Origin of the sequence: Prosthecobacter sp., assembly GCF_049294395.1 — a bacterium.
Taxonomy (GTDB): Bacteria; Verrucomicrobiota; Verrucomicrobiia; order Verrucomicrobiales; family Verrucomicrobiaceae; genus Prosthecobacter.
Genome location: NZ_JBAQCR010000204.1, coordinates 1 through 17687, shown reverse-complemented (window position 1 = coordinate 17687; position 17687 = coordinate 1). Strand labels below are relative to the sequence as shown.

20 protein-coding genes are annotated in these 17687 nt (G+C 60.3%); 13 read left to right on the top strand and 7 right to left on the bottom strand.

Annotated elements, in window-relative coordinates; all coding sequences use genetic code 11:
• Window positions 1-2 precede the first annotated feature (2 nt).
• Window positions 3-1502: a catalase gene (locus WAW39_RS12945; protein ID WP_422319466.1), complete on the bottom strand. Its 1500-nt coding sequence runs from the start codon at window positions 1500-1502 to the stop codon at window positions 3-5.
• Window positions 1503-1642: 140 nt separating this feature from the next.
• On the opposite strand from WAW39_RS12945, the gene WAW39_RS12940 reads away from it, so the two are divergent.
• Window positions 1643-2527 carry a LysR substrate-binding domain-containing protein gene (locus WAW39_RS12940; RefSeq protein WP_422319442.1) on the top strand — a complete coding sequence of 295 codons (885 nt, stop codon included), beginning with the start codon at window positions 1643-1645 and terminating at the stop codon, window positions 2525-2527.
• 207 nt (window positions 2528-2734) lie between these two features.
• Here WAW39_RS12940 and WAW39_RS12935 read toward each other — a convergent pair whose 3' ends face one another.
• Window positions 2735-3490 carry a Nif3-like dinuclear metal center hexameric protein gene (locus tag WAW39_RS12935; protein WP_422319440.1) on the bottom strand — a complete coding sequence of 252 codons (756 nt, stop codon included), beginning with the start codon at window positions 3488-3490 and terminating at the stop codon, window positions 2735-2737.
• A gap of 85 nt (window positions 3491-3575) precedes the next feature.
• Here WAW39_RS12935 and gluQRS point away from each other — a divergent pair, with 85 nt between their 5' ends.
• Window positions 3576-4418 (top strand): tRNA glutamyl-Q(34) synthetase GluQRS, encoded by an 843-nt coding sequence (gene gluQRS / locus WAW39_RS12930; protein ID WP_422319438.1) that lies wholly within the window; start codon window positions 3576-3578, stop codon window positions 4416-4418.
• Between the two features lie 136 nt (window positions 4419-4554).
• On the opposite strand, the gene WAW39_RS12925 is transcribed toward gluQRS, so the two are convergent.
• The gene (locus tag WAW39_RS12925) at window positions 4555-5280 is read right to left on the bottom strand and encodes a hypothetical protein (RefSeq protein ID WP_422319436.1); all 726 of its coding nucleotides are present in this window, start codon (window positions 5278-5280) and stop codon (window positions 4555-4557) included.
• 106 nt (window positions 5281-5386) lie between these two features.
• Here WAW39_RS12925 and hemL point away from each other — a divergent pair, with 106 nt between their 5' ends.
• The 6 genes from hemL to WAW39_RS12895 are packed head-to-tail and all read left to right on the top strand — an operon-like array spanning window position 5387 to window position 9215.
• A complete protein-coding gene (hemL, locus tag WAW39_RS12920) occupies window positions 5387-6673 on the top strand; it encodes a glutamate-1-semialdehyde 2,1-aminomutase (protein ID WP_422319434.1) in 1287 nt (428 codons plus the stop codon).
• A gap of 43 nt (window positions 6674-6716) precedes the next feature.
• On the top strand, window positions 6717-7001 hold the full coding sequence (locus WAW39_RS12915; protein WP_422319432.1) for a hypothetical protein: 285 nt from the start codon (window positions 6717-6719) through the stop codon (window positions 6999-7001).
• Window positions 6994-7329: a type II toxin-antitoxin system RelE/ParE family toxin gene (locus tag WAW39_RS12910; protein ID WP_422319430.1), complete on the top strand. Its 336-nt coding sequence runs from the start codon at window positions 6994-6996 to the stop codon at window positions 7327-7329. The genes WAW39_RS12915 and WAW39_RS12910 overlap by 8 nt, the downstream gene beginning before the upstream one ends.
• A 12-nt stretch (window positions 7330-7341) precedes the next feature.
• Window positions 7342-7689 carry a cupin domain-containing protein gene (locus WAW39_RS12905; protein WP_377168360.1) on the top strand — a complete coding sequence of 116 codons (348 nt, stop codon included), beginning with the start codon at window positions 7342-7344 and terminating at the stop codon, window positions 7687-7689.
• 9 nt (window positions 7690-7698) lie between these two features.
• Window positions 7699-8010, top strand: a complete 312-nt coding sequence (locus WAW39_RS12900) for a DUF2007 domain-containing protein (RefSeq protein WP_422319427.1) — start codon at window positions 7699-7701, stop codon at window positions 8008-8010.
• An 8-nt stretch (window positions 8011-8018) separates the two neighbouring features.
• Window positions 8019-9215, top strand: a complete 1197-nt coding sequence (locus tag WAW39_RS12895; protein ID WP_422319425.1) for a redoxin family protein — start codon at window positions 8019-8021, stop codon at window positions 9213-9215.
• 84 nt (window positions 9216-9299) lie between these two features.
• On the opposite strand, the gene WAW39_RS12890 is transcribed toward WAW39_RS12895, so the two are convergent.
• Both WAW39_RS12890 and WAW39_RS12885 read right to left on the bottom strand, forming a co-directional pair.
• Window positions 9300-10319, bottom strand: a complete 1020-nt coding sequence (locus WAW39_RS12890) for a murein hydrolase activator EnvC family protein (RefSeq protein WP_422319423.1) — start codon at window positions 10317-10319, stop codon at window positions 9300-9302.
• Window positions 10319-10981 (bottom strand): hypothetical protein, encoded by a 663-nt coding sequence (locus WAW39_RS12885; protein ID WP_422319421.1) that lies wholly within the window; start codon window positions 10979-10981, stop codon window positions 10319-10321. The genes WAW39_RS12890 and WAW39_RS12885 overlap by 1 nt, the downstream gene beginning before the upstream one ends.
• A gap of 137 nt (window positions 10982-11118) precedes the next feature.
• On the opposite strand from WAW39_RS12885, the gene pyrR reads away from it, so the two are divergent.
• The 4 genes from pyrR (at window position 11119) to WAW39_RS12865 (ending at window position 14570) form a co-directional block, all read left to right on the top strand.
• Window positions 11119-11670, top strand: coding sequence for a bifunctional pyr operon transcriptional regulator/uracil phosphoribosyltransferase PyrR (pyrR, locus tag WAW39_RS12880; RefSeq protein ID WP_422319419.1), 552 nt, complete (start codon window positions 11119-11121; stop codon window positions 11668-11670).
• The gene (locus WAW39_RS12875) at window positions 11667-12593 is read left to right on the top strand and encodes an aspartate carbamoyltransferase catalytic subunit (RefSeq protein WP_422319417.1); all 927 of its coding nucleotides are present in this window, start codon (window positions 11667-11669) and stop codon (window positions 12591-12593) included. Before pyrR ends, WAW39_RS12875 begins: the two co-directional genes overlap by 4 nt.
• Window positions 12594-12770: 177 nt before the next feature.
• On the top strand, window positions 12771-14027 hold the full coding sequence (locus WAW39_RS12870; RefSeq protein ID WP_422319415.1) for a PQQ-binding-like beta-propeller repeat protein: 1257 nt from the start codon (window positions 12771-12773) through the stop codon (window positions 14025-14027).
• Window positions 14028-14339: 312 nt separating this feature from the next.
• Window positions 14340-14570 (top strand): addiction module protein, encoded by a 231-nt coding sequence (locus WAW39_RS12865; RefSeq protein ID WP_422319413.1) that lies wholly within the window; start codon window positions 14340-14342, stop codon window positions 14568-14570.
• A 414-nt stretch (window positions 14571-14984) separates the two neighbouring features.
• On the opposite strand, the gene WAW39_RS12860 is transcribed toward WAW39_RS12865, so the two are convergent.
• On the bottom strand, window positions 14985-15500 hold the full coding sequence (locus WAW39_RS12860; protein WP_422319411.1) for a hypothetical protein: 516 nt from the start codon (window positions 15498-15500) through the stop codon (window positions 14985-14987).
• Window positions 15501-15503: 3 nt separating this feature from the next.
• Complete coding sequence (locus tag WAW39_RS12855; RefSeq protein ID WP_422319409.1) at window positions 15504-16526, bottom strand: NAD-dependent epimerase/dehydratase family protein; 1023 nt, start codon at window positions 16524-16526, stop codon at window positions 15504-15506.
• A gap of 241 nt (window positions 16527-16767) precedes the next feature.
• Here WAW39_RS12855 and WAW39_RS12850 point away from each other — a divergent pair, with 241 nt between their 5' ends.
• A complete protein-coding gene (locus WAW39_RS12850; RefSeq protein ID WP_422319407.1) occupies window positions 16768-17541 on the top strand; it encodes a TerC family protein in 774 nt (257 codons plus the stop codon).
• Window positions 17542-17687 lie beyond the last annotated feature (146 nt).

The window sequence follows — 17687 nt, the reverse complement described above, 5'->3', positions numbered from 1 at the left end:
GATTACTCGATGAGCGTGGCGGCGAGGGCTTTGACCTTTGCCAGATCGGCCCCGACAGCTTTGGCGAGGCGGGTGCCGTAGTCGGTGTCCGCCTTGTAGGCGAAGGCGACCATGCGGGTCTTCACGTCGTCATTTTTCACGACGCTCAGGTCGCCGCCGAAGTTCATGATGAGGTGCTCCTGATCTTCCTTGCTGAAGGCGCGGAAGGTTTCGCCGGCCTGCTGGAAGTTCAGCGTCTTCTTGATCGGGCGCTGCTGAGTGGTGCCGGTGAGCGGCAAGGTGCTGGACGAGTACTCCGCCACATCCGTGTAGGCATGCGGGGTGCTGCTTGGCTGGTAGTTTACACCACCCTTGGTGTTGCCGCTGTTCGCGGCGCCATCCTGATTGTAAGCGGAAACCACGGCGCGGGGGCGATTGATGGGGAGCTGCATGTGGTTCGGCCCCACACGATGGAAATGCGTGTCGGCATAGCTGAAGAGGCGGCCCTGAAGCAAACGATCTTCGCTGGCTTCGATCCCGGGAACGAGGTTTGAGGGGGCAAAGGTGCTCTGTTCGGTTTCCTGGAAGAAGTTATCCGGCAGACGATTCAGCGTCATCCTGCCGATGGCCTGCCATGGGACGCCGAGCCACTGCTTCGTCGCGTCGAGGGCGTCGTAGTCGAACTTGTCGAGTTCCTCGGGTTTGAGCAGTTGCACGCGGAGTTCCCAGCTAGGGAAGTCGCCTTTCTCGATCGCGGAGTAGAGGTCGGTGGTGTAGCGGTTGAAGTCGTCTGCCTGGGCCTGCTTCGCTTCGGCGGCGGTGAGGTTTTTCACACCCTGCTGACTGATCCAGCGGAACTTCACATAGGTGACTTCGCCTTTGGCGTTCACGAACTTGTAGGCGTGCACGCTGTTGCCATCCATGTGGCGATAGTCGGCGGGGGTGCCGAGGTTGCTGAAGAGATGGGTCCACATGTTGATGCTCTCCGGAGTGTGGCTCATGAAGTCGAAGAAGCGGTTGGGGTCCTGCCGGTTGTCATAGGGGCTGGGCTTCAGGGAATGGACCATGTCGGGGAACTTGATGGCATCCCGGATGAAGAAGACGGGGAGGTTGTTTCCGACGAGGTCCCAGTTTCCTTCATCGGTGTAGAACTTCGTGGCGAAGCCGCGTGGATCGCGCAGGGTCTCGGGGGAGTGGTTGCCATGGATGACGCTGCTGAAGCGGACGAAGACGGGCGTCTTGCGCTGGCCGCCGGAGAAGAGTGCGGCGCGGGTGACGGCGGACATGTCGGTGGTGGAAACGAACTCGCCATGGGCGGCGGTGCCACGAGCGTGGACGACGCGCTCAGGGATGCGCTCGCGGTCGAAGCGCTGGAGCTTCTGGATGAGCTGGACGTCTTCCAAGAGCACCGGTCCTCCGGGGCCTGCGGTCTTGGAGTTTTGGTTATTGCCAACGGGAGCGCCGTTGTCGCGGGTGAGGACTTCAGCGGGCAGGCTGCCGGCGAGGAGGGTGGTGGTCATCATGGTGGTGAAGAGTTTGGAAGTGGGTTTCATGGTGAGGTGTTGTGGTGACGTGAGGACAGTGCCGGATTCGATTGATTGATCCAATTTGCAAAACCGGCAGGATTGATTGACAAAACTCATGGGTAGGAAATGAGTGGGGCATGACCTTTCGTGATCTGGAATACATGGTGGCAGTGGCGGAACACGGGCACTTCGGGCGGGCGGCGGCGCACTGTCATGCGAGCCAGAGCGCACTGAGTCTGCAGCTGCAGAAGCTGGAGGCTGAGCTGGGGGTGCAGCTCATCGAGCGCACCAGCCGGCGGGTGGTGATCACGGCCACGGGGCAGGCCTTTGTGGAGCGGGCGCGGCACATCCTGCGGTGCCGGCAGGAGCTGCTGGACGGGGCAGCGTTGGAGCCGGGGCGGATGCCGAGCGAGGTGACGCTGGGGATGATCCCGACGATCGCGCCTTACCTCAGCGGCAGGGTGCTGGCGGCGATGAAGAAGGCGCATCCGCACACGCGGGTGCGGGTGGTGGAGGATGTGACGACGAACCTTGTGCAGGCGGTGTCACGCGGGGAGCTGGATGCGGCGATCATTGCCACGCCGGTGGAGGACACCTTGCTGGAGGAGACGCTGCTGCAGGAGGATGAGATGCTGCTGGCGCTGGCGGCGAGCCATCCGCTGGCGAAGAAGAAGCTGCCCACGCCGCATGACTTTGCGCAGGAGCCGCTGCTGCTGCTGAAGGACGGGCACTGCCTGCGGGATCAGGCGCTGTCCTTCTGTGTGGCGAAGGGCGGGCCGACGGCACAGCATTCCATCGCGGCGAGCATTGAGACGCTGAAGGCGCTGATCCGTGCAGGGCAGGGCGTGACCTTGATCCCGAGGATGGCGATCGACGGCTGCCCCAAGGATGAGCTGCTGCGCTATGTGCGGCTGCGTCCTGCACCGAGCCGGCAGATCAGGGTGATCTCGCGAAAGACCGCACGAGTGGGGCAGGTGCTGGCTGAGGCGCTGAGGCGGGTGGGGGCTGGAAAGCAGTCATAGTCTGGTTTTCAAACGCAGGCTGTGCTTATACCACGATCAATTGGAAAATGGGTCGGTGTCGCAACTCAGCAATGAATCAACCACAGAGGCACGATGAACGCAGAGATCTGAAACAGAGACTTGATTGGAAATCTCTGTGTCCATCGTGCCTCTGTGGTTCAAAATAAGCACCCCTTTTATCCAGACCCTTTTTAACTGCTCATGGTATTACAAGCCGGTGGGGTGGTCGACGAACTCCCAGGGGATGCCGAATTTTTGCTCGATGTAGGCGGAGAGGGCTTTGACGCCGAAGGTCTCGGTGGCGTAGTGGCCGCCGTAGATGAGATTGACGCCGATCTCTTCGGCAAGGGTGTAGCTCCAGTGGGGGCCTTCACCGGTGATGAAGGTGTCGATGCCGGCCTTGGCGACGGTGGCGACTTCGGAGCCTGCGCCGCCGGTCATGATGCCGATTTTGCGGCAGATGGCGGGGCCGCCGGGGCAGACATGGACGCGGGCACCGGTGGCGGTGGCGAGGCGGGTGACGAGTTCGTCGCGGCTGACTTCGGTTTCGATCTTGGCACCGTTTTCGGAGCCCTTGGTCTTCATGAAGTTGCCGGAGGGCTCGAAGCCGAGGGCACGGGCGAGGACGGCGTCGTTGCCGAGGGTGGGATGGAAATCGAGGGGGAGGTGGGAGCTGTAAACGGCGAGGCCGGCATCCAGGGCGACTTGGATTTTTTGGAAGACGGGGCCGGTCCAGGTCTGGAGTCCGGTCCAAAACATGCCGTGGTGGACGATGAGCAAATCGGCACCTGCGGCGACGGCTTTTTTGATGACGGGGAGGGTGGCATCCACGGCGGCGACGATCTTGGTGACTTCACCTTTGCGGTTTTCGAGCTGGAGGCCGTTGAGGGCGTTGGAGTAGTCCGCGATCTCGGCGATGCGCAGTTCGGTGTCGAGGTGGGAGACGAGGTCGGCGAGATTCATGGGGCTAGTTTGGGGCGTTTGGGTGAAATGTCGAGCCGTGCAAAAAAAGAGGCCAAGCGGTGCGGGTTGTGACAATTTGATGTCCATGCCTGAAGTCACACGATTCGCCCCCAGTCCCACGGGATGGTTGCATCTGGGGCATGCGTATGCGGCGTTGTTTGCGCAGGAGAAGTCGGCGGGCGGGCGGTTTTTGATCCGGCTGGAGGACATCGACGGGACGCGGGCGCGGCCGGAGTATGAGGGGGCGATCTTTGAGGATCTGGCGTGGCTGGGGCTGGAGTGGGAGGTGCCGGTGAGGAAGCAGTCGGATCATTTTGACGATTACCGCGCGGCTTTGGCGAAGCTGGAAGCGCTGGGGGTGCTGTATCCGTGCTTCTGCACGAGGCGGGAGATTCAGGAGGAGATCGCGCGGGCGGGGAATGCGCCGCAGGGGCCGGATGGGCCCTTGTATCCGGGGACGTGCCGGAATCGCAGCGCGGAAGAGCGTGAGAAGAGGATGTCGGCTGGGGAGCAGTATGCGCTGCGGCTGGACGTGGCGAAGGCGGCGGGGCTTGTGAAAGGGGGCCTGGAATGGAAGGACCGGGGGCGCGGGGTTTTCACGGCACGGCCGGATGTGTTTGGGGATGTGGTGCTGGCGCGAAAGGACACGCCGGCGAGCTATCACCTGGCGGTGGTCGTGGATGATGCGCTACAGGGGATCACGCTGGTGACGCGGGGGGAGGATCTGCTGGAGGCGACGCATCTGCACCGGCTGCTGCAGGCGCTGCTGGGGCTGCCGGTGCCGGAGTGGTGGCACCACAGGCTGATCACGGATGAGAGTGGGAAGCGGCTGGCGAAGCGGGATGATGCGCGGTCGCTTCGCAGTCTGCGGGCGGCAGGGTGGACGGCGGAGAGGGTGAGGGAGGTGGTGGGGAGGAATGACAAATGACGAATTGGCGCTGTTTTTTATGCTCAGCGTTTTGTGGTGTGAGTGAGGTAACCGGCTTGCGAAAGCGGTAGCTGCGCTCCTTCGTCGCTGCGCAACCGCAGTCCAAATGGGAGGGCGTTGACTCGACGCTACTGTGTTAGAAGCCGACGACGGGTGGGGGCACGGTGATGGCACCGCGGCCGCCGAGGGGATTGCCTTTGGTCTCTTCGATTTCGGAGACCACGTTGTCTTTGAAACTCAGGCCGAGGGTGCCGACTTCGACGCGGATGTAGACGACGGTTTGAACGATCTGGCCGAAGGCATTGACGCCGGTGCTGGTCTGCGGGACCTGATCGTAAATGGCGTATTCCAGCCGCTCTTCCTTGCCTGCGGCGGTGATCTTGCTGGATTTGCGGGCGGGTTTGCCCAGGGAGGCGTGGACTTCCTGGCTGGTCATGCCGAGGGCGACCTGTTTGTGCTGGATGAGTTCATCGACCAGCTTGGTGCGCTCATAGAGCTTTTTGAGGTTGGCGCTGAGATTGGGGTCGGCCGAGAGGACATCTGTCTTGAGCACCCAGCCTGCGACGTCGCCATGGCGGGCGCGGCCGCGAACGCGGTAGGCGGTGTCTGACATGGCCAGGAGGGTGACGAGAGAGCCGGGGGCAAAGGAGCCAAGGGCGCCCTGAAGCTTGCTGGTGGGATAGACGGGGGCTTCGATCTGCACTTTGAGCACGATGGGCTTGGGCGTCATACCTTCCACGGCAAACGTGCCGGGCTCCACCGTGGCCAAGGAGGACCGATTCCGTGGGGAAGAGGTGGCCGACTGTGCCTGGGCGGCCTGAGCGGTACAGAGGGCGAGGAGAACCAAACAGAACGCTTTCATGGCAGGGTGGTCGGGAATTGGGCTGAGAATAGCCGACTCAGACGGTTCGGAGCAACCTTTTGTTCGACGCATAAAATCTCCCGCGTATCCCTTTCCACCCCAAACCATGCCAAACGGACCCCTTTCCACCAAGCTCTTCGACCTCGCCAAGCAGTACATTCCCGGAGGAGTGAACTCGCCGGTGCGCGCCTTCCGCAACGTCGGCGGTGATCCCTTTTTCGTGAGGCGCGCCAAAGGCTGCCGCATCTACGATGTGGATGACCGCTGCCTGATCGACTACGTGGGCACGTGGGGACCGGCGATTCTCGGGCATGCGCCAATCAGCGTGATCGAGGCGATCCACAACGCGGCCAAGGACGGGGTGAGCTTTGGCATTCCGAACCTGTATGAGGTGGAGATGGCGCGCACGATCTGTGAATGGGTGCCGAGCATTCAGAAGGTGCGCATGGTGAGCAGCGGCACGGAGGCGACGATGTCTGCCATCCGTCTGGCGCGTGGATTCACGGGCCGCGACAGGCTGGTGAAATTTGACGGGTGCTATCACGGGCACTCGGACAGCCTGCTTGTGGCAGCGGGCAGCGGGGCGCTGACGCATGGGAACCCGGACAGCGCGGGGGTGCCACGGGCATTTGCGGAACTGACCAGTGTGCTGCCGTTTAATGACGAGGCGGCGCTGGAGGAGTTGTTTGAGAAGCAGGGGCATGAGATCGCGTGTGTGATCGTGGAGCCTTATCCGGCGAATGCGGGTTTGATTTTGCCGAAGCCGGGGTTCCTCCAGAAGCTGCGGGACATCACGACGAAGCATGGGGCGCTGCTGATTTTCGACGAGGTGATGACGGGTTTCCGCCTGGCCAAAGGGGGCGTGCAGGAGCTGGAGAAGATCACGCCGGATCTGACCTGCCTCGGCAAGGTCATAGGCGGTGGACTGCCGGTGGGGGCTTTTGGCGGGCGTGCGGACATCATGGATTACCTCGCGCCGATCGGGCCGGTGTATCAGGCGGGGACGCTCAGCGGCAATCCTGTGGCGCTGGCGGCGGGTCTGGCGCAGCTGCGTGAGCTGGAGAAGAAGAATGGCTACGCGCTGCTGGAAAACCTGGGACAGGTCATGGAGACGGCGGTGCTGGACGTGCTCAAGAAGAAGGGGCTGAACTACCGGTGGTATCGGAAGGGGAGCATGTTCTGCCTGTTCTTCACGGAGAAGGAAGTGCACAACCTGCAGGATGCGAAGACTTCGGATCTGGCGGCATTCCGCAAGTTTTTCCACTACTGCCTGGACCATGGCGTGTACTTTGCGCCGAGCCAGTTTGAGACGGGATTCATCAGCATGGCACACAGCCGGGATGATCTGGAGGAGACGGCGGAGGTGGCTGCTGCGGCGCTGGCGGCGTTGTAAAATTGGGGGTGTCGCTGTGGCTGGGGTATGGTAGACTGCTGCCATGCCAAAGTTCACCATCGAACTCCCTGAAGCCGTCATGCCGGCCCTGACCCGCAAGGCGCAAGGCTGGAACAAATCGCCTGAAGGCTTTTTGTCGTCCTATCTCGTCAGTTTCCTCGAAAATGACAATGAAGCTCCTGTAGCAGACAAGGCTCGTGAGGCCTTGGAGGACATTCTTGAAGAGCGGGACAAGGGGCCGTTTGTCACGATCACGGACATGACGGCCTATCGTGAAAGCATCCGTGCAAGAGTGATGGAACGTGTTCAGCAGCACCAGCATGGCTGAGCAGGAACTCCAAATTCATCCGGAAGTGGATGAAGATGTGATCGAGATTTCAACCCACATCGCGATGGACAATGCCATCGCCGCCAAGGCTGTTGAGTTTGCCATTACTGGGATGTATCAGTTGCTCGCTCAAGAGCCTGTTCTGGGCACTGAATATCATCCGCTCCGTCGAGCGCTCGCAGGCGTCCGCATGATCACAGTGACGGAATATCCCAATTATATCATCTACTACCGCCCGCTGCCGGAGAATGCTGGAGCTCGCATTCTCTATGTCCTTCACGGCGCTCGTGACGCTGTTGCGTTTGCCAAAGAACACCGCCGACAGTAATCCTTCGTCATCATGTCTGAACCTCGTTTTGCCGTTGCCCAGCTGGATGAAATTCCGCCGACGCCTTGTCCTTGTGGGCAGGCGAGGAGGGCGTTCAAGGAGGACTGGAACACGCTGGCGACGGTGCACCTGACGGACATCCATGCGGATTCGAAGGCGCACTACCACAAGAAGATGACGGAGATCTACATTGTGCTGGAAGGTGAGGGGCACCTGGAGGTGGACGGGCAGATCGTGCCGCTGAAGCCGATGACGACGGTGATGATCCGGCCGGGGTGTGTACACCGTGCGGTGGGGAAGCTCAAAATCATCAATGTGCCGATGCCGCCGTTTGATCCGGCGGATGAATTTGAGGTGTGAGGCCTGATCATGCGCGACCTCATCACCAGCATTGATTCGACGCGGCTCGGCTTTTTCAGGTCGATCCTCGAAGAGGAGGGTATTGCCTGTTTCATCCGAAATGAAACGACCGCGCAGCTGACCAATATTTTCATCGGGCCGCTGCAGCCGACTCTTTGTCTGGTGGAGGATGCTGATTTTGAGCGGGCAAGCGCGCTGCTGGTGCCGCATCAGTCGGAGGAAGTTTGTACTGCTGAAGAATGGCTGTGTCCTGCCTGCAAAGAATCCAATCCTGCCTCGTTTGAAGTGTGTTGGAAATGCCAGACGGCCAAAAACGAATGATCTAGCCCATGAACAAGTTCGCTCTCATCCTGCTGACCGTCCTGCTTCCGGCCCTTGCTTATGCTGAAACGGCGAAGGGGAAAAAGTCGGCGATGCCGGAGGGGTTTCATGAGCTCAAAATTGGAGATGCGGCGCCGGATTTTGATCTTGTGGGCATCGATGAAGAGAAGCACACGCTGAAGAATTACGAAGATGCGGAGCTGCTGATGGTGGCGTTTTTGAGCAATCACTGCCCGACTTCGCAGGCGGTGGAGGGGCGCATCAAGAAGCTACAGAAGGAGTTCAAGGGCAAGGGGTTGAAGGTGGTGGCGATCAATCCGAATGATCCGGCAGCGCTGCGGCCGGATGAACTGGGTTACTCGAAGTACAACGACAGCTTTCCTGAAATGAAGCTGCACGCGAAGGAGCAGGGGTTCACCTTTCCTTACCTCTATGATGGTGACACGCAGAAGACGGCGCTGGCCTACGGCTGCCTGGCCACGCCGCATGTCTTCATTTTCGACAAGGAGCGCAAGCTGCGCTACCAGGGCCGACTGGATGATTCGCGCTATGCGGATGAGGCGACGGTGACCGCGCCTGATGCGCGCAATGCCATCGAGGCGCTGGTGGAGGGCAAAGCGGTGCCGGTGGAGGAGACGAAGCCGCACGGGTGCTCCACCAAATGGATCGACAAGCGCAAGCAGCTCGCTGCTGACAATGAGAAGTGGGAGAAGGGCGAGGTGGAGGTGGAGCTGATTGATTCCAAAGGCATCGCGGCGCTGCGCAAGAACGACACGAAGAAGGTGCGCCTTTTCAATGTGTGGGCCACCTGGTGCGGGCCGTGCGTGGAGGAGTTTCCTCAGCTGGTGGCCACGTCACGCAAATTTGGCCTGCGTGATTTTGAGTTCATCAGCATCAGTATGGATGACCCCAAGAACGTTGACGAGGTGAAGGCTTTTTTGGAGAAGCACAATGCGATCGTGCCGGACAAGCTGAAGGCTTCGCTGAAGGCGGAGGGGCGCAAGGGCAACGCTTATGTCTTCAATGAGGCGAGCCAGGAGGAGCTGATCAAGGCGCTGGATCCGGAGTGGCCGGGACCGATTCCGCACACGCTGGTGATTGCGCCGGGAGGTGAGGTGATTTTTCGCCACAATGGCCCGATCGACGGGGATGAACTGCGGGCGAAGATTCTGGAGCACATGGGGCGGTTTTATCAGCCGGAGTAGGGACGGGTTCTGAGGGCAGAGTGCAAGCGGGACGCTTGCACTACGGGCCGGATGCTGCGGCAAGCGAGACGCTTGCACTACGGGTCAGAACCAGCCGGTGGCGAGTTTCACAAAGCGCAGGCCTTCGGTGGTGAGCTTGCCGGTGCTGCCGCTGCCGGTGACGCAGCCGCGGGTGTGAGTGAAGTGGGGAATGCCGGCGTCTTTGACCCAGGTGACGAAAGGGGCGGCAACGGGTGAGGAGGAGGCTTTCACGGCGAGCGGCAGGCCCCAGCGGCTGAAGGTGACCTCCCAGCTTGCGGGTTTGCCTGAAGGACGGGGGCCATCTAGAAGCCAGGGGTAGTTTTTGAGGATTTCCATCTCGGCATCTCCCGGCACGGCCACGCGGTAGCTGCTTTCCGTGGCGCGCACGGCACTGGCGGCGGTGAGGGTGGGATTTTTCTGCTGAGCGAGGTAGAGGGACTGGAGATCGAGCCCGATGAGATTCAGGCCGTTGTAGAGGCCATGATGGTTTGGGGTGGGGAAATTCGCGTTGTGCCAGGACTCAAAGCGGCTGGAGAGAAAGAGGTTCAGCTCCACATGCAGATGGGCACGGCGTTGGTCAATGCCGCTGCCGGTGTAACCTAGAATGCCGAGAGTGGTGCCAGCCTTCACCTTCTGCCCGGCACTGACCTGAGCGGAGGCAAGATGGGCGTAGAGGGAGAAAAACGGACTGCCGCCCCAGTTGTGCTGGACCACGATGTAGCGGCCGTAGTTGCTCAGGCCGGATGAAGCGGCCACGTAAGCCACGACGCCATCGGCAATGGCGCCGACTTCGTCCTGAGGATTGCTTTTGGCATCTCGCTGGAGGGGTTTGATGTCGAGGCCTTCGTGAAAGCGTGCGTAGGCGATGCGACCCCCGATATGGCGGGGATCGCGGACGAAGCCGAACTGGCCGCCCTCCCAGGGGGTGGTCTTGGCACCGTCGAAGTCGCGGTCGACGAACTGGAAGAACTCCGCAGGTGCGTCAAACAGGGCGTGGTTGGCGGTGGGCAGCTGCAGTTGCTGCGCGGGCAAGATGCCCGTGAGCAGGCCGAGCAGTGAGAATGAAAGTGCGAGACGCAACATCAGGTGCCGGGGAGTTTGTAGCCTTCGAGCGGGATGTCGTTGGTCTTGGGCTTGGGTGCCTTGGGGAGGATGCCGAGTTCTTTGTCACGTGCAGCGGCTTTTTCGGCGGCCTCCAGAGCCTTGGCATCTCTGCGAGAGTTCATTTTTTCCTTGGAGGTGGACGGCAGCATGTCGTCCATCCAGCGGGAGGAGGATTTCATGTATTTGATGCGCGGGTAAAACTTGTCCATTTCATCAATCGTCTGCTTGGAGAGTCCGCGCCAGATGGTGAAACGACCGTCGGTGATCGGCTTGTCGATCTCGATCAGGTCGATGGGCAGGCCATTGACCATGGTCAGTAAGGTCATGCCAACGTACTGACGGGAGGCGAGATCGAGGGCGGTGCGGCCCTTGGTATCGAGCTGGAGAACCACGCCGTAGCCATCGTTGTTGTCTGCTTCGAAGGGTTCAAAGCCGGAGATGCTGCGCTGGCTGAACTCGGGGACTTTTTTGAAGATCATCTGCTGGCCGGCGATGGTGACTGGCATGAGCTCGCTTTGATGTTCCAGCTGGTCCGTCTGCACGTGCGTGGTGATCAGCAATTTGTTTTCGCGGAGAATGTCACAGCTGGCCAGCAGGGTGGTCAGGGCCAGCATCAAAATGGCACGGGGGAATCTTTGCATGGGCGTATCAAATCAAATGCGCGGCTGCTTTGCAACCCTGGAGGCGTGTGGAGGGGCGAAACTTCTGTGCCGGTGCTGCCATCCCCCGATTTGACAAGACGGTGAATCGCCGGACTGTCCGCGCACCCTTTTCCACCATGCCCGGCAATGAACGTACGCTACTCACACAGGCCCAGATGGCCGCAGGGGTGCAGGCATTGGCGCAAAGCATCCTGACGGCGAATCCTGGCGCGGAGAGCATCGCGCTGGTGGGTGTTTTCACCCGCGGGGTGCCGCTGGCGAAACGCATTGCTGCGGAGATCGAAAAGACTGGTGGCGTGAAGGTCTTCCTGGGCACGATCGACATCACGCAGTATCGCGATGACCTGAGCACCTTTCAGATGGTGCCGAAGCTGGAGGGGTCCGACATCGCCTTCGACATCGACGACCTCAATGTGGTGCTGTGTGATGAGGTGATCTACACCGGCCGCAGCGTGCGTGCGGCGCTGGATGAGCTGCTTAATTTTGGCCGCCCCAAACGGGTGCAGCTGGCCGTGCTGGTGGACCGCTGCGGCCGTGAATTTCCTGTGCAGCCGGATTTCTCCGCCCTCAAAGTCACCCTGGCCCCCGGAGAGCGGGTGGCGGTGCGCTTTACCGAAGTGGACGGCGAGGACGCCTGCACCGTGCAAACCCAAGCCTCACCGAGATGACCCCGCGCAAAGACCTCCTCGACATCGCCTCGCTCACGGACGCTGAAATCGCCTTCGTGCTCGACAACGCCGTGCCGTTCAAGGACCTCTTCAAGCGCAGCGTGAAGAAGGTGCCCACGCTCAAGGGGCAGACGATGCTGACGCTGTTTTACGAACCCTCCACGCGCACGCGGTCGAGCTTTGAAGTGGCGGCGAGCCGCCTGTCTGCGGACGTGACGCACTTTGACATCGAGTCGAGCAGTGTGGTGAAGGGGGAGTCCATCCTGGACACGGTGGAAACGCTGGAGGCGATGCGTGTGGACTACATCGTGGTGCGGCACAAGCAGGCGGGGACGCCGAATCTCATCGCCAAGAACACGCGTGCGAGCGTCATCAATGCCGGGGACGGCTGGCACGCGCACCCCACTCAGGCGCTGCTGGATGCGTTTACGCTGCGGGAGATTCACAAAAACCTGAGCGGCTGCCGTGTGCTGATTGTGGGCGACATTCAACACTCCCGCGTGGCGCGCAGCACGAGCCTGATTTTCCGCCGCCTCGGCATGGAGGTGGCCTATCTTGCCCCGGGATCCATGATGCCGCGCGAGGTGCCGGCGGAAATCCCGCAGTTTGGCAACTGGCATGATGCCTTCGAGTGGAAGCCGGATGTGATTTATCTCCTACGTGTGCAGGGCGAGCGTCTGGATGAGCCGCTCATTCCCAGCGCCGCCGAGTACCACCGCAATTATGGGCTGACGAACGAGCGCGTGGAAATTTTGCGCGAGCGCGGACTGCACCTGATGCATCCGGGGCCGGTGAACCGCGGGGTGGAGATCACGGATGCGGGGATGAATTATGAGCGGTGCCTGATCAATCAGCAGGTGGAGAATGGGATCGCGGTGAGGATGAGCGTGCTGTACTGGCTGAGGCCGGGGGCGGTGGAGTAGAATTTGAGTGGCGCGGAGAAATCTCAGGCCCGCTTTCATCTGCCTGCGGGTGCCACCTAGGATGGCGGTCGCATCACCGGAGTTCATTGCCGCGCCATGAGAGATGCTGTGAGCCTAGGGTTTGCAAGAACCCCGGGCACCCGTCGTTCAGGCTTCAGCAGTATTGCTCCATCCAACATGCACCGCCTCCTTCTGGTCTGCCTCGTCTCGTCTCTTCACGCCGCCGACTGGCCGCAGTTTCGAGGGCCCACCGGTGACGGTGTCACCACCGAAACGAACCTGCCCCTGAAGTGGAGCGAGAAGGAGAATCTGGTGTGGCGGACCGAGCTGCCGGGACCGGGTTCATCAAGCCCCATTGTGAGCGGGGAGCGAGTCTTCCTCACCAGCTACAGCGGCTATGGCGTGGACATCAAAGCGCCCGGAGACATGAGCGAGCTGACACGGCATGCGTTGTGTCTGGACAAGCGCAGCGGCAAGATTCTGTGGGACTACCCGGTGAAGACCGATCTGCCGGAAACGGCCTACAACGGCAGCTACATCACCATGCATGGTTATGCGTCAAGCTCGGCGGTCACTGATGGCAAGGGCGTGTTCTTTTTCATGGCCAACGCGGGAGTGTTTGCCTTCACGATGGACGGCAAAAAGATGTGGGATGTGAGTGTGGGTGAAAAGCCGCATCCCTGGGGTGTGGGGACCTCGCCCATCCTGTATGGCGATCTGCTGATCGTGAACGCGGCGCTGGAGAGCAATCAACTGCTGGCGCTGGATCGCAAGACGGGCAAGACGGTCTGGAGCGCCACGGGCTTCCCGGCGTCATGGAACACGCCGACGATTGTGAAGGTGGGAGGTCACGATGAACTCGTGGTGAACTCCAGCGGCAAACTGCGTGCCTTTGATCCGAAGGACGGGAAGGAACTGTGGTCCTGCGAAAGCATCAAGGCTGCCGAGCTGTGCCCGTCGGTGGTGGCGCATGATGGCGTGGTGTTTGTGCTCGGTGGCGGTGGGAAGGCCTTCGCTGTGAGAGCCGGTGGCAAGGGCGATGTCACTGCGACGCACATCGTCTGGCAGGTGCAGAAGGGCTCGAACGTCGGCTCGCCGGTGTACCACGGGGGGCATCTCTACTTCGTCAATGACACGCGCGGCACGGCGACATGCCTTGATGCGAAGACCGGGGAGACGGTCTATGAGCAGCCCCTGATGAAGGAGAAGCGCGACCGCTGGTATGCGACCCCGCTGCTCAGCGGCGACCGGCTGTACTACACGAGCCGGCAGTCGGGCTCCGTGGTGCTTGCGGCCAAACCGCAATTTGAGGTGCTGGCAACGAACGTGATCGCGGACGATGTCAGTGTGACGAACGCGAGCCTGGGAGTGTCGGATGGCCAGATCTTTTTGCGATCGGACAAGTTCGCGTATTGTTTTGGGGCGAAGAAGTAGGAGCGGGGGTGATGGAGTAGAATGCGCAAGGGGGTGGGTGGTATTGGAGCGTTGTGAGATGGCGGCGCGTGGGTGCGGCGGAGCTGGTTGCAAACGCTGCTGGTGGGCGTTGCGTGCGGCGGAGTGCTGGGTTTGCTTCCCGGTTAGGTACTGCGATACCCAGGGTCGCCTCGCTGAGGCTCGGCTGACCCTGGGCTCAAATACACAGCCCCTTTGGGGCTGGGGGACGTTTGTTGACGGAGGGCCAGTAATGGGCGGAGTGAGGGGGATTTGCCGGTGGCTTTTTCGGCATGTTGGGTCCATGATTGAATCATGAGCACGGCAACACTGACGGAGACATTGCTTTCGTTGCCTGTCGCCGAGCGAGTTGCTCTGGCAGACAGGCTTTACGCCAGTGTGCCGGAAGACTGGCAGAAGACGGTCGATCAGGCCTGGATGGAAGAGGCTACCAAACGCTCCGAGGAAATGGATGCGGACCCGAGTCTGGAACTCTCGCACGAGGAGTTTCTTGCCGGACTCAAGATCAATCGTGCGCGTGCATGAAGCTGAGTTTTCACCGCCGTGTTCAAGGCGAGGTGGACGAGGCCATCGAGTGGTATGAAGAGCAGAGCGCGGGCTTGGGAGAGGATTTTTACCTCAAACTCCAAGAAGGTCTCTCATTGATACAAGCTCGTCCAGAGAGCTTCGCCTTCTGGCTGTCTTCCAAGACAATCCGGCGTGTGAAGTTGAAACGGTTCCCCTACGATGTGCTCTATGAATTGCGACCCGGGCGTGTTCGTATTCTATGCGTGAGGCATGAAAAGCGGCACCCGAGGTTTGGGTTTGGGAGATCGTGAGGTGGCGAACAGCTTCCCTTCACGAAGAGTGCCTGATCAACCAGCTGGTGGAGAATGGGATCGCGGTGAAGATGAGCGTGCTGTACTGGCTGAGGCCGGGTGCGGTGGAGTGATTTTTAGCCTACTTTTTTGATAGCAATGAGGTCTGCGAAAACGTCGATTTCGGTGAAAAATGCGTTCCACACAGCGTGCATGCCATTTCCTCGTCCGAGGCCGGAGGGAGAAATGAACTGGATACCCTAAGCTTGCATTTGGGGCAGTGAGGGAAAATGGTCACGAGACCGAAGTCAGCATGACCTGAAGGATCAAGCTCCACCTCCAAGGACTTCTGCTCAGACTTTGCAATTTTCAAGGCGTTTGCAAACTTCACGACACGATCATCACAACTCCAGCCCTCTTTGAGGAAATCATCAAAGACGCCCTGCAGGGCATCAATTTCACTCTCAGCGAGAGGGCTGGTCATCCAAAGCCTATTCCACACCGGTTGGTCAAACAGTGTGCCTGTCGGCAGCATGTACCCTTTTTCTAGCGCCTGCTGGTGGCGCTCAAAAAAGGGACGTTTTGGGATGACTAAAAAACGACCTTTGATTTCGCCGCCTTCGAGGCTCCAACGAACAAATGGGAGGAGAGCAGACATGGATCAAAACTTCCCGTCGCGGGATTCGAAGTGGGTGGGTTTGCCGTGGGATTCGCCGCCGGTGGAGATCCATTGGGCGACCCATTCGGTGAGTTCTTCGTCGCGGATGAACGGGATGCCGAGTTCGACGAAGCTGCGGTAGGGATTGCTGAGGAGGGCGTCGGGGGCTTCCTGGCCGGTGATTTGGACGGGTTTGCCGAAGAGTTTGCCGAAGGTATGGGCGACTTCGCGGACGCTGAGGGTGGCGGTGCCGGTGAGGTTGACGACCCAGGCGGGGCTGCGGGCTTTGACGAGGTTGAGGAGGGAGAGGGCGTTGGCATCGCCCTGCCAGATGGTGTTGAAATAACCCATGGTGACATCGACGGGCTCGCCGTTCCAGACCTGGCGTGCGATGTCGACCAAAACGCCGTAGCGGAGGTCGCAGGCGTAGTTGAGGCGGATGAGGGAGACGGGGGTGCCGCGGGTCTGGCTGAAGTACTCGAAGATGCGCTCGCGGCCCAGGCAGCTCATGGCGTATTCGCCTTTGGGATTGAGTGCGTCTTCTTCGCGGCTGCCACCGCGCTCCACGGGGACGAGGCCATAGACATTGCCGGTGGAAAAGGCGGCGATGCGGCTGCGGTGGTAGCGCTCGCACACGAGGCCGGGGAGCCAGGCGTTCATGGCCCAGGTCATGGATTCCTGGCCGGTGGAGCCGAATTTCATGCCTGCCATGTAGATGACATTGGGCGCATGCGGGAGGTAGGCGACGGCGTTGGCGGAGAGGAGGTCGGTGGCGATGACCTCGATGTCATGCTGCTGGAATTCCTCCGCTGATCCCGGCGAGCTGAAGCGTGAGACGGCGATGACGCGGCGCGGTGTGCGTGATTCGTCGCTGGCGCGTTTGGCCATGCGTGCGAGGGAGGGGCCCATCTTGCCTGCGGCGCCCAGGATGATGATGTCGCCGGGGAGCTGGCTCATCATTTCAATGACGGCAGGTGTCGGGCGGCTGAGGCGTTCTTCGAGATCTGCGAGGCTGGCGGGCGGCATGGGCGCATCTATGAACGGGTTTTCGATATTGGAAAATTTTTTACTGCATGAGGTTACGGGAGCTGGGGCGTGTGTTTGAGTCCGCCGGCGCTGGCGCGGCTGTTCGTGTGAAGGACAAAAGTGACGGAAGTGACCCAAAGGACGTGGTATTCGGTGGCTGCCAGGCATGAGGGCCTGCGTGCCGCAGCAAATTCATCGTGGAGTTTGCTGATGCGGTATTTTCCGCTAGGGTCGCGGCCCGATGATTGCCAACGCTGCCGCTGCTGTAACCGCCAATTTGAACGTGCTCGACTTTTCCTGGGTTGCGAATCCGGAGGCGTGGATCGCGGTGCTGACGCTGTGCGTGCTGGAGATTGTGCTGGGGATCGACAACATTGTGTTCATCTCGATCCTTGTGGACAAACTGCCGGCGGCGGACCGTCCGCGCGGACGCTTCATAGGTCTGGGACTGGCGATGCTGACGCGCATCCTGCTGCTGCTCTCCATCACCTGGGTGATGTCGCTGACGACGCCGCTGTTTACGGTGCTGGAGCATTCGATCACCGGCAAGGATCTGGTGCTGATCTTTGGCGGCCTGTTCCTGATTTACAAGAGCACGCATGAGATTCATGAAAAACTCGAAGGCGACCCTGAAGGAGAGGTGAGAAAAAGTGTCGGCAAAGGAGCCGCATTTGGCGCGGTGATGGTGCAGATTGCGCTGCTGGATATTGTGTTTTCGCTCGATTCGGTGATCACCGCCGTGGGCATGGTGAAGCATATTTCCATCATGGTGACGGCGGTGCTGATCTCTGTGGGCTTCATGATGGTGTTTGCCAGAGCGGTGGGTGAGTTCGTGACACGGCATCCGACGGTGAAGATGCTGGCGCTGAGCTTTCTGATTCTCATCGGCACGGCTTTGATTGGTGAAGGGCTTCATTTCGAGATTCCGAAGGGCTACATTTATTTTGCCATGGGATTTTCGATGATGGTGGAGATGCTGAACCTGAAGGCCAAGAAGAAAGCAGCCAAGGCGTAGAGCGGTTCTCAAAACGCCTGTCACAATGTCCGGCGGCGGAGACGCTTAAGGAAATTGATCGTGACTTTTTGGTGCAGGCAGGACTCTTCTTGTGGGGCGGAGCTCATTGCAGACGCTGCTGTTGAGTACAAGATGCGGTGGAGTGC

Excerpts from the sequence above, each read along its gene's own strand:
- WAW39_RS12945 (WP_422319466.1), bottom strand. The coding sequence starts at position 1,502 with ATGATGACCACCACCCTCCTCGCCGGCAGCCTGCCCGCTGAAGTCCTC.
- WAW39_RS12940 (WP_422319442.1), top strand. The coding sequence starts at position 1,643 with ATGACCTTTCGTGATCTGGAATACATGGTGGCAGTGGCGGAACACGGG.
- WAW39_RS12935 (WP_422319440.1), bottom strand. The coding sequence starts at position 3,490 with ATGAATCTCGCCGACCTCGTCTCCCACCTCGACACCGAACTGCGCATC.
- gluQRS (WP_422319438.1), top strand. The coding sequence starts at position 3,576 with ATGCCTGAAGTCACACGATTCGCCCCCAGTCCCACGGGATGGTTGCAT.
- WAW39_RS12925 (WP_422319436.1), bottom strand. The coding sequence starts at position 5,280 with ATGAAAGCGTTCTGTTTGGTTCTCCTCGCCCTCTGTACCGCTCAGGCC.
- hemL (WP_422319434.1), top strand. The coding sequence starts at position 5,387 with ATGCCAAACGGACCCCTTTCCACCAAGCTCTTCGACCTCGCCAAGCAG.
- WAW39_RS12915 (WP_422319432.1), top strand. The coding sequence starts at position 6,717 with ATGCCAAAGTTCACCATCGAACTCCCTGAAGCCGTCATGCCGGCCCTG.
- WAW39_RS12910 (WP_422319430.1), top strand. The coding sequence starts at position 6,994 with ATGGCTGAGCAGGAACTCCAAATTCATCCGGAAGTGGATGAAGATGTG.
- WAW39_RS12905 (WP_377168360.1), top strand. The coding sequence starts at position 7,342 with ATGTCTGAACCTCGTTTTGCCGTTGCCCAGCTGGATGAAATTCCGCCG.
- WAW39_RS12900 (WP_422319427.1), top strand. The coding sequence starts at position 7,699 with ATGCGCGACCTCATCACCAGCATTGATTCGACGCGGCTCGGCTTTTTC.
- WAW39_RS12895 (WP_422319425.1), top strand. The coding sequence starts at position 8,019 with ATGAACAAGTTCGCTCTCATCCTGCTGACCGTCCTGCTTCCGGCCCTT.
- WAW39_RS12890 (WP_422319423.1), bottom strand. The coding sequence starts at position 10,319 with ATGTTGCGTCTCGCACTTTCATTCTCACTGCTCGGCCTGCTCACGGGC.
- WAW39_RS12885 (WP_422319421.1), bottom strand. The coding sequence starts at position 10,981 with ATGCAAAGATTCCCCCGTGCCATTTTGATGCTGGCCCTGACCACCCTG.
- pyrR (WP_422319419.1), top strand. The coding sequence starts at position 11,119 with ATGCCCGGCAATGAACGTACGCTACTCACACAGGCCCAGATGGCCGCA.
- WAW39_RS12875 (WP_422319417.1), top strand. The coding sequence starts at position 11,667 with ATGACCCCGCGCAAAGACCTCCTCGACATCGCCTCGCTCACGGACGCT.
- WAW39_RS12870 (WP_422319415.1), top strand. The coding sequence starts at position 12,771 with ATGCACCGCCTCCTTCTGGTCTGCCTCGTCTCGTCTCTTCACGCCGCC.
- WAW39_RS12865 (WP_422319413.1), top strand. The coding sequence starts at position 14,340 with ATGAGCACGGCAACACTGACGGAGACATTGCTTTCGTTGCCTGTCGCC.
- WAW39_RS12860 (WP_422319411.1), bottom strand. The coding sequence starts at position 15,500 with ATGTCTGCTCTCCTCCCATTTGTTCGTTGGAGCCTCGAAGGCGGCGAA.
- WAW39_RS12855 (WP_422319409.1), bottom strand. The coding sequence starts at position 16,526 with ATGCCGCCCGCCAGCCTCGCAGATCTCGAAGAACGCCTCAGCCGCCCG.
- WAW39_RS12850 (WP_422319407.1), top strand. The coding sequence starts at position 16,768 with ATGATTGCCAACGCTGCCGCTGCTGTAACCGCCAATTTGAACGTGCTC.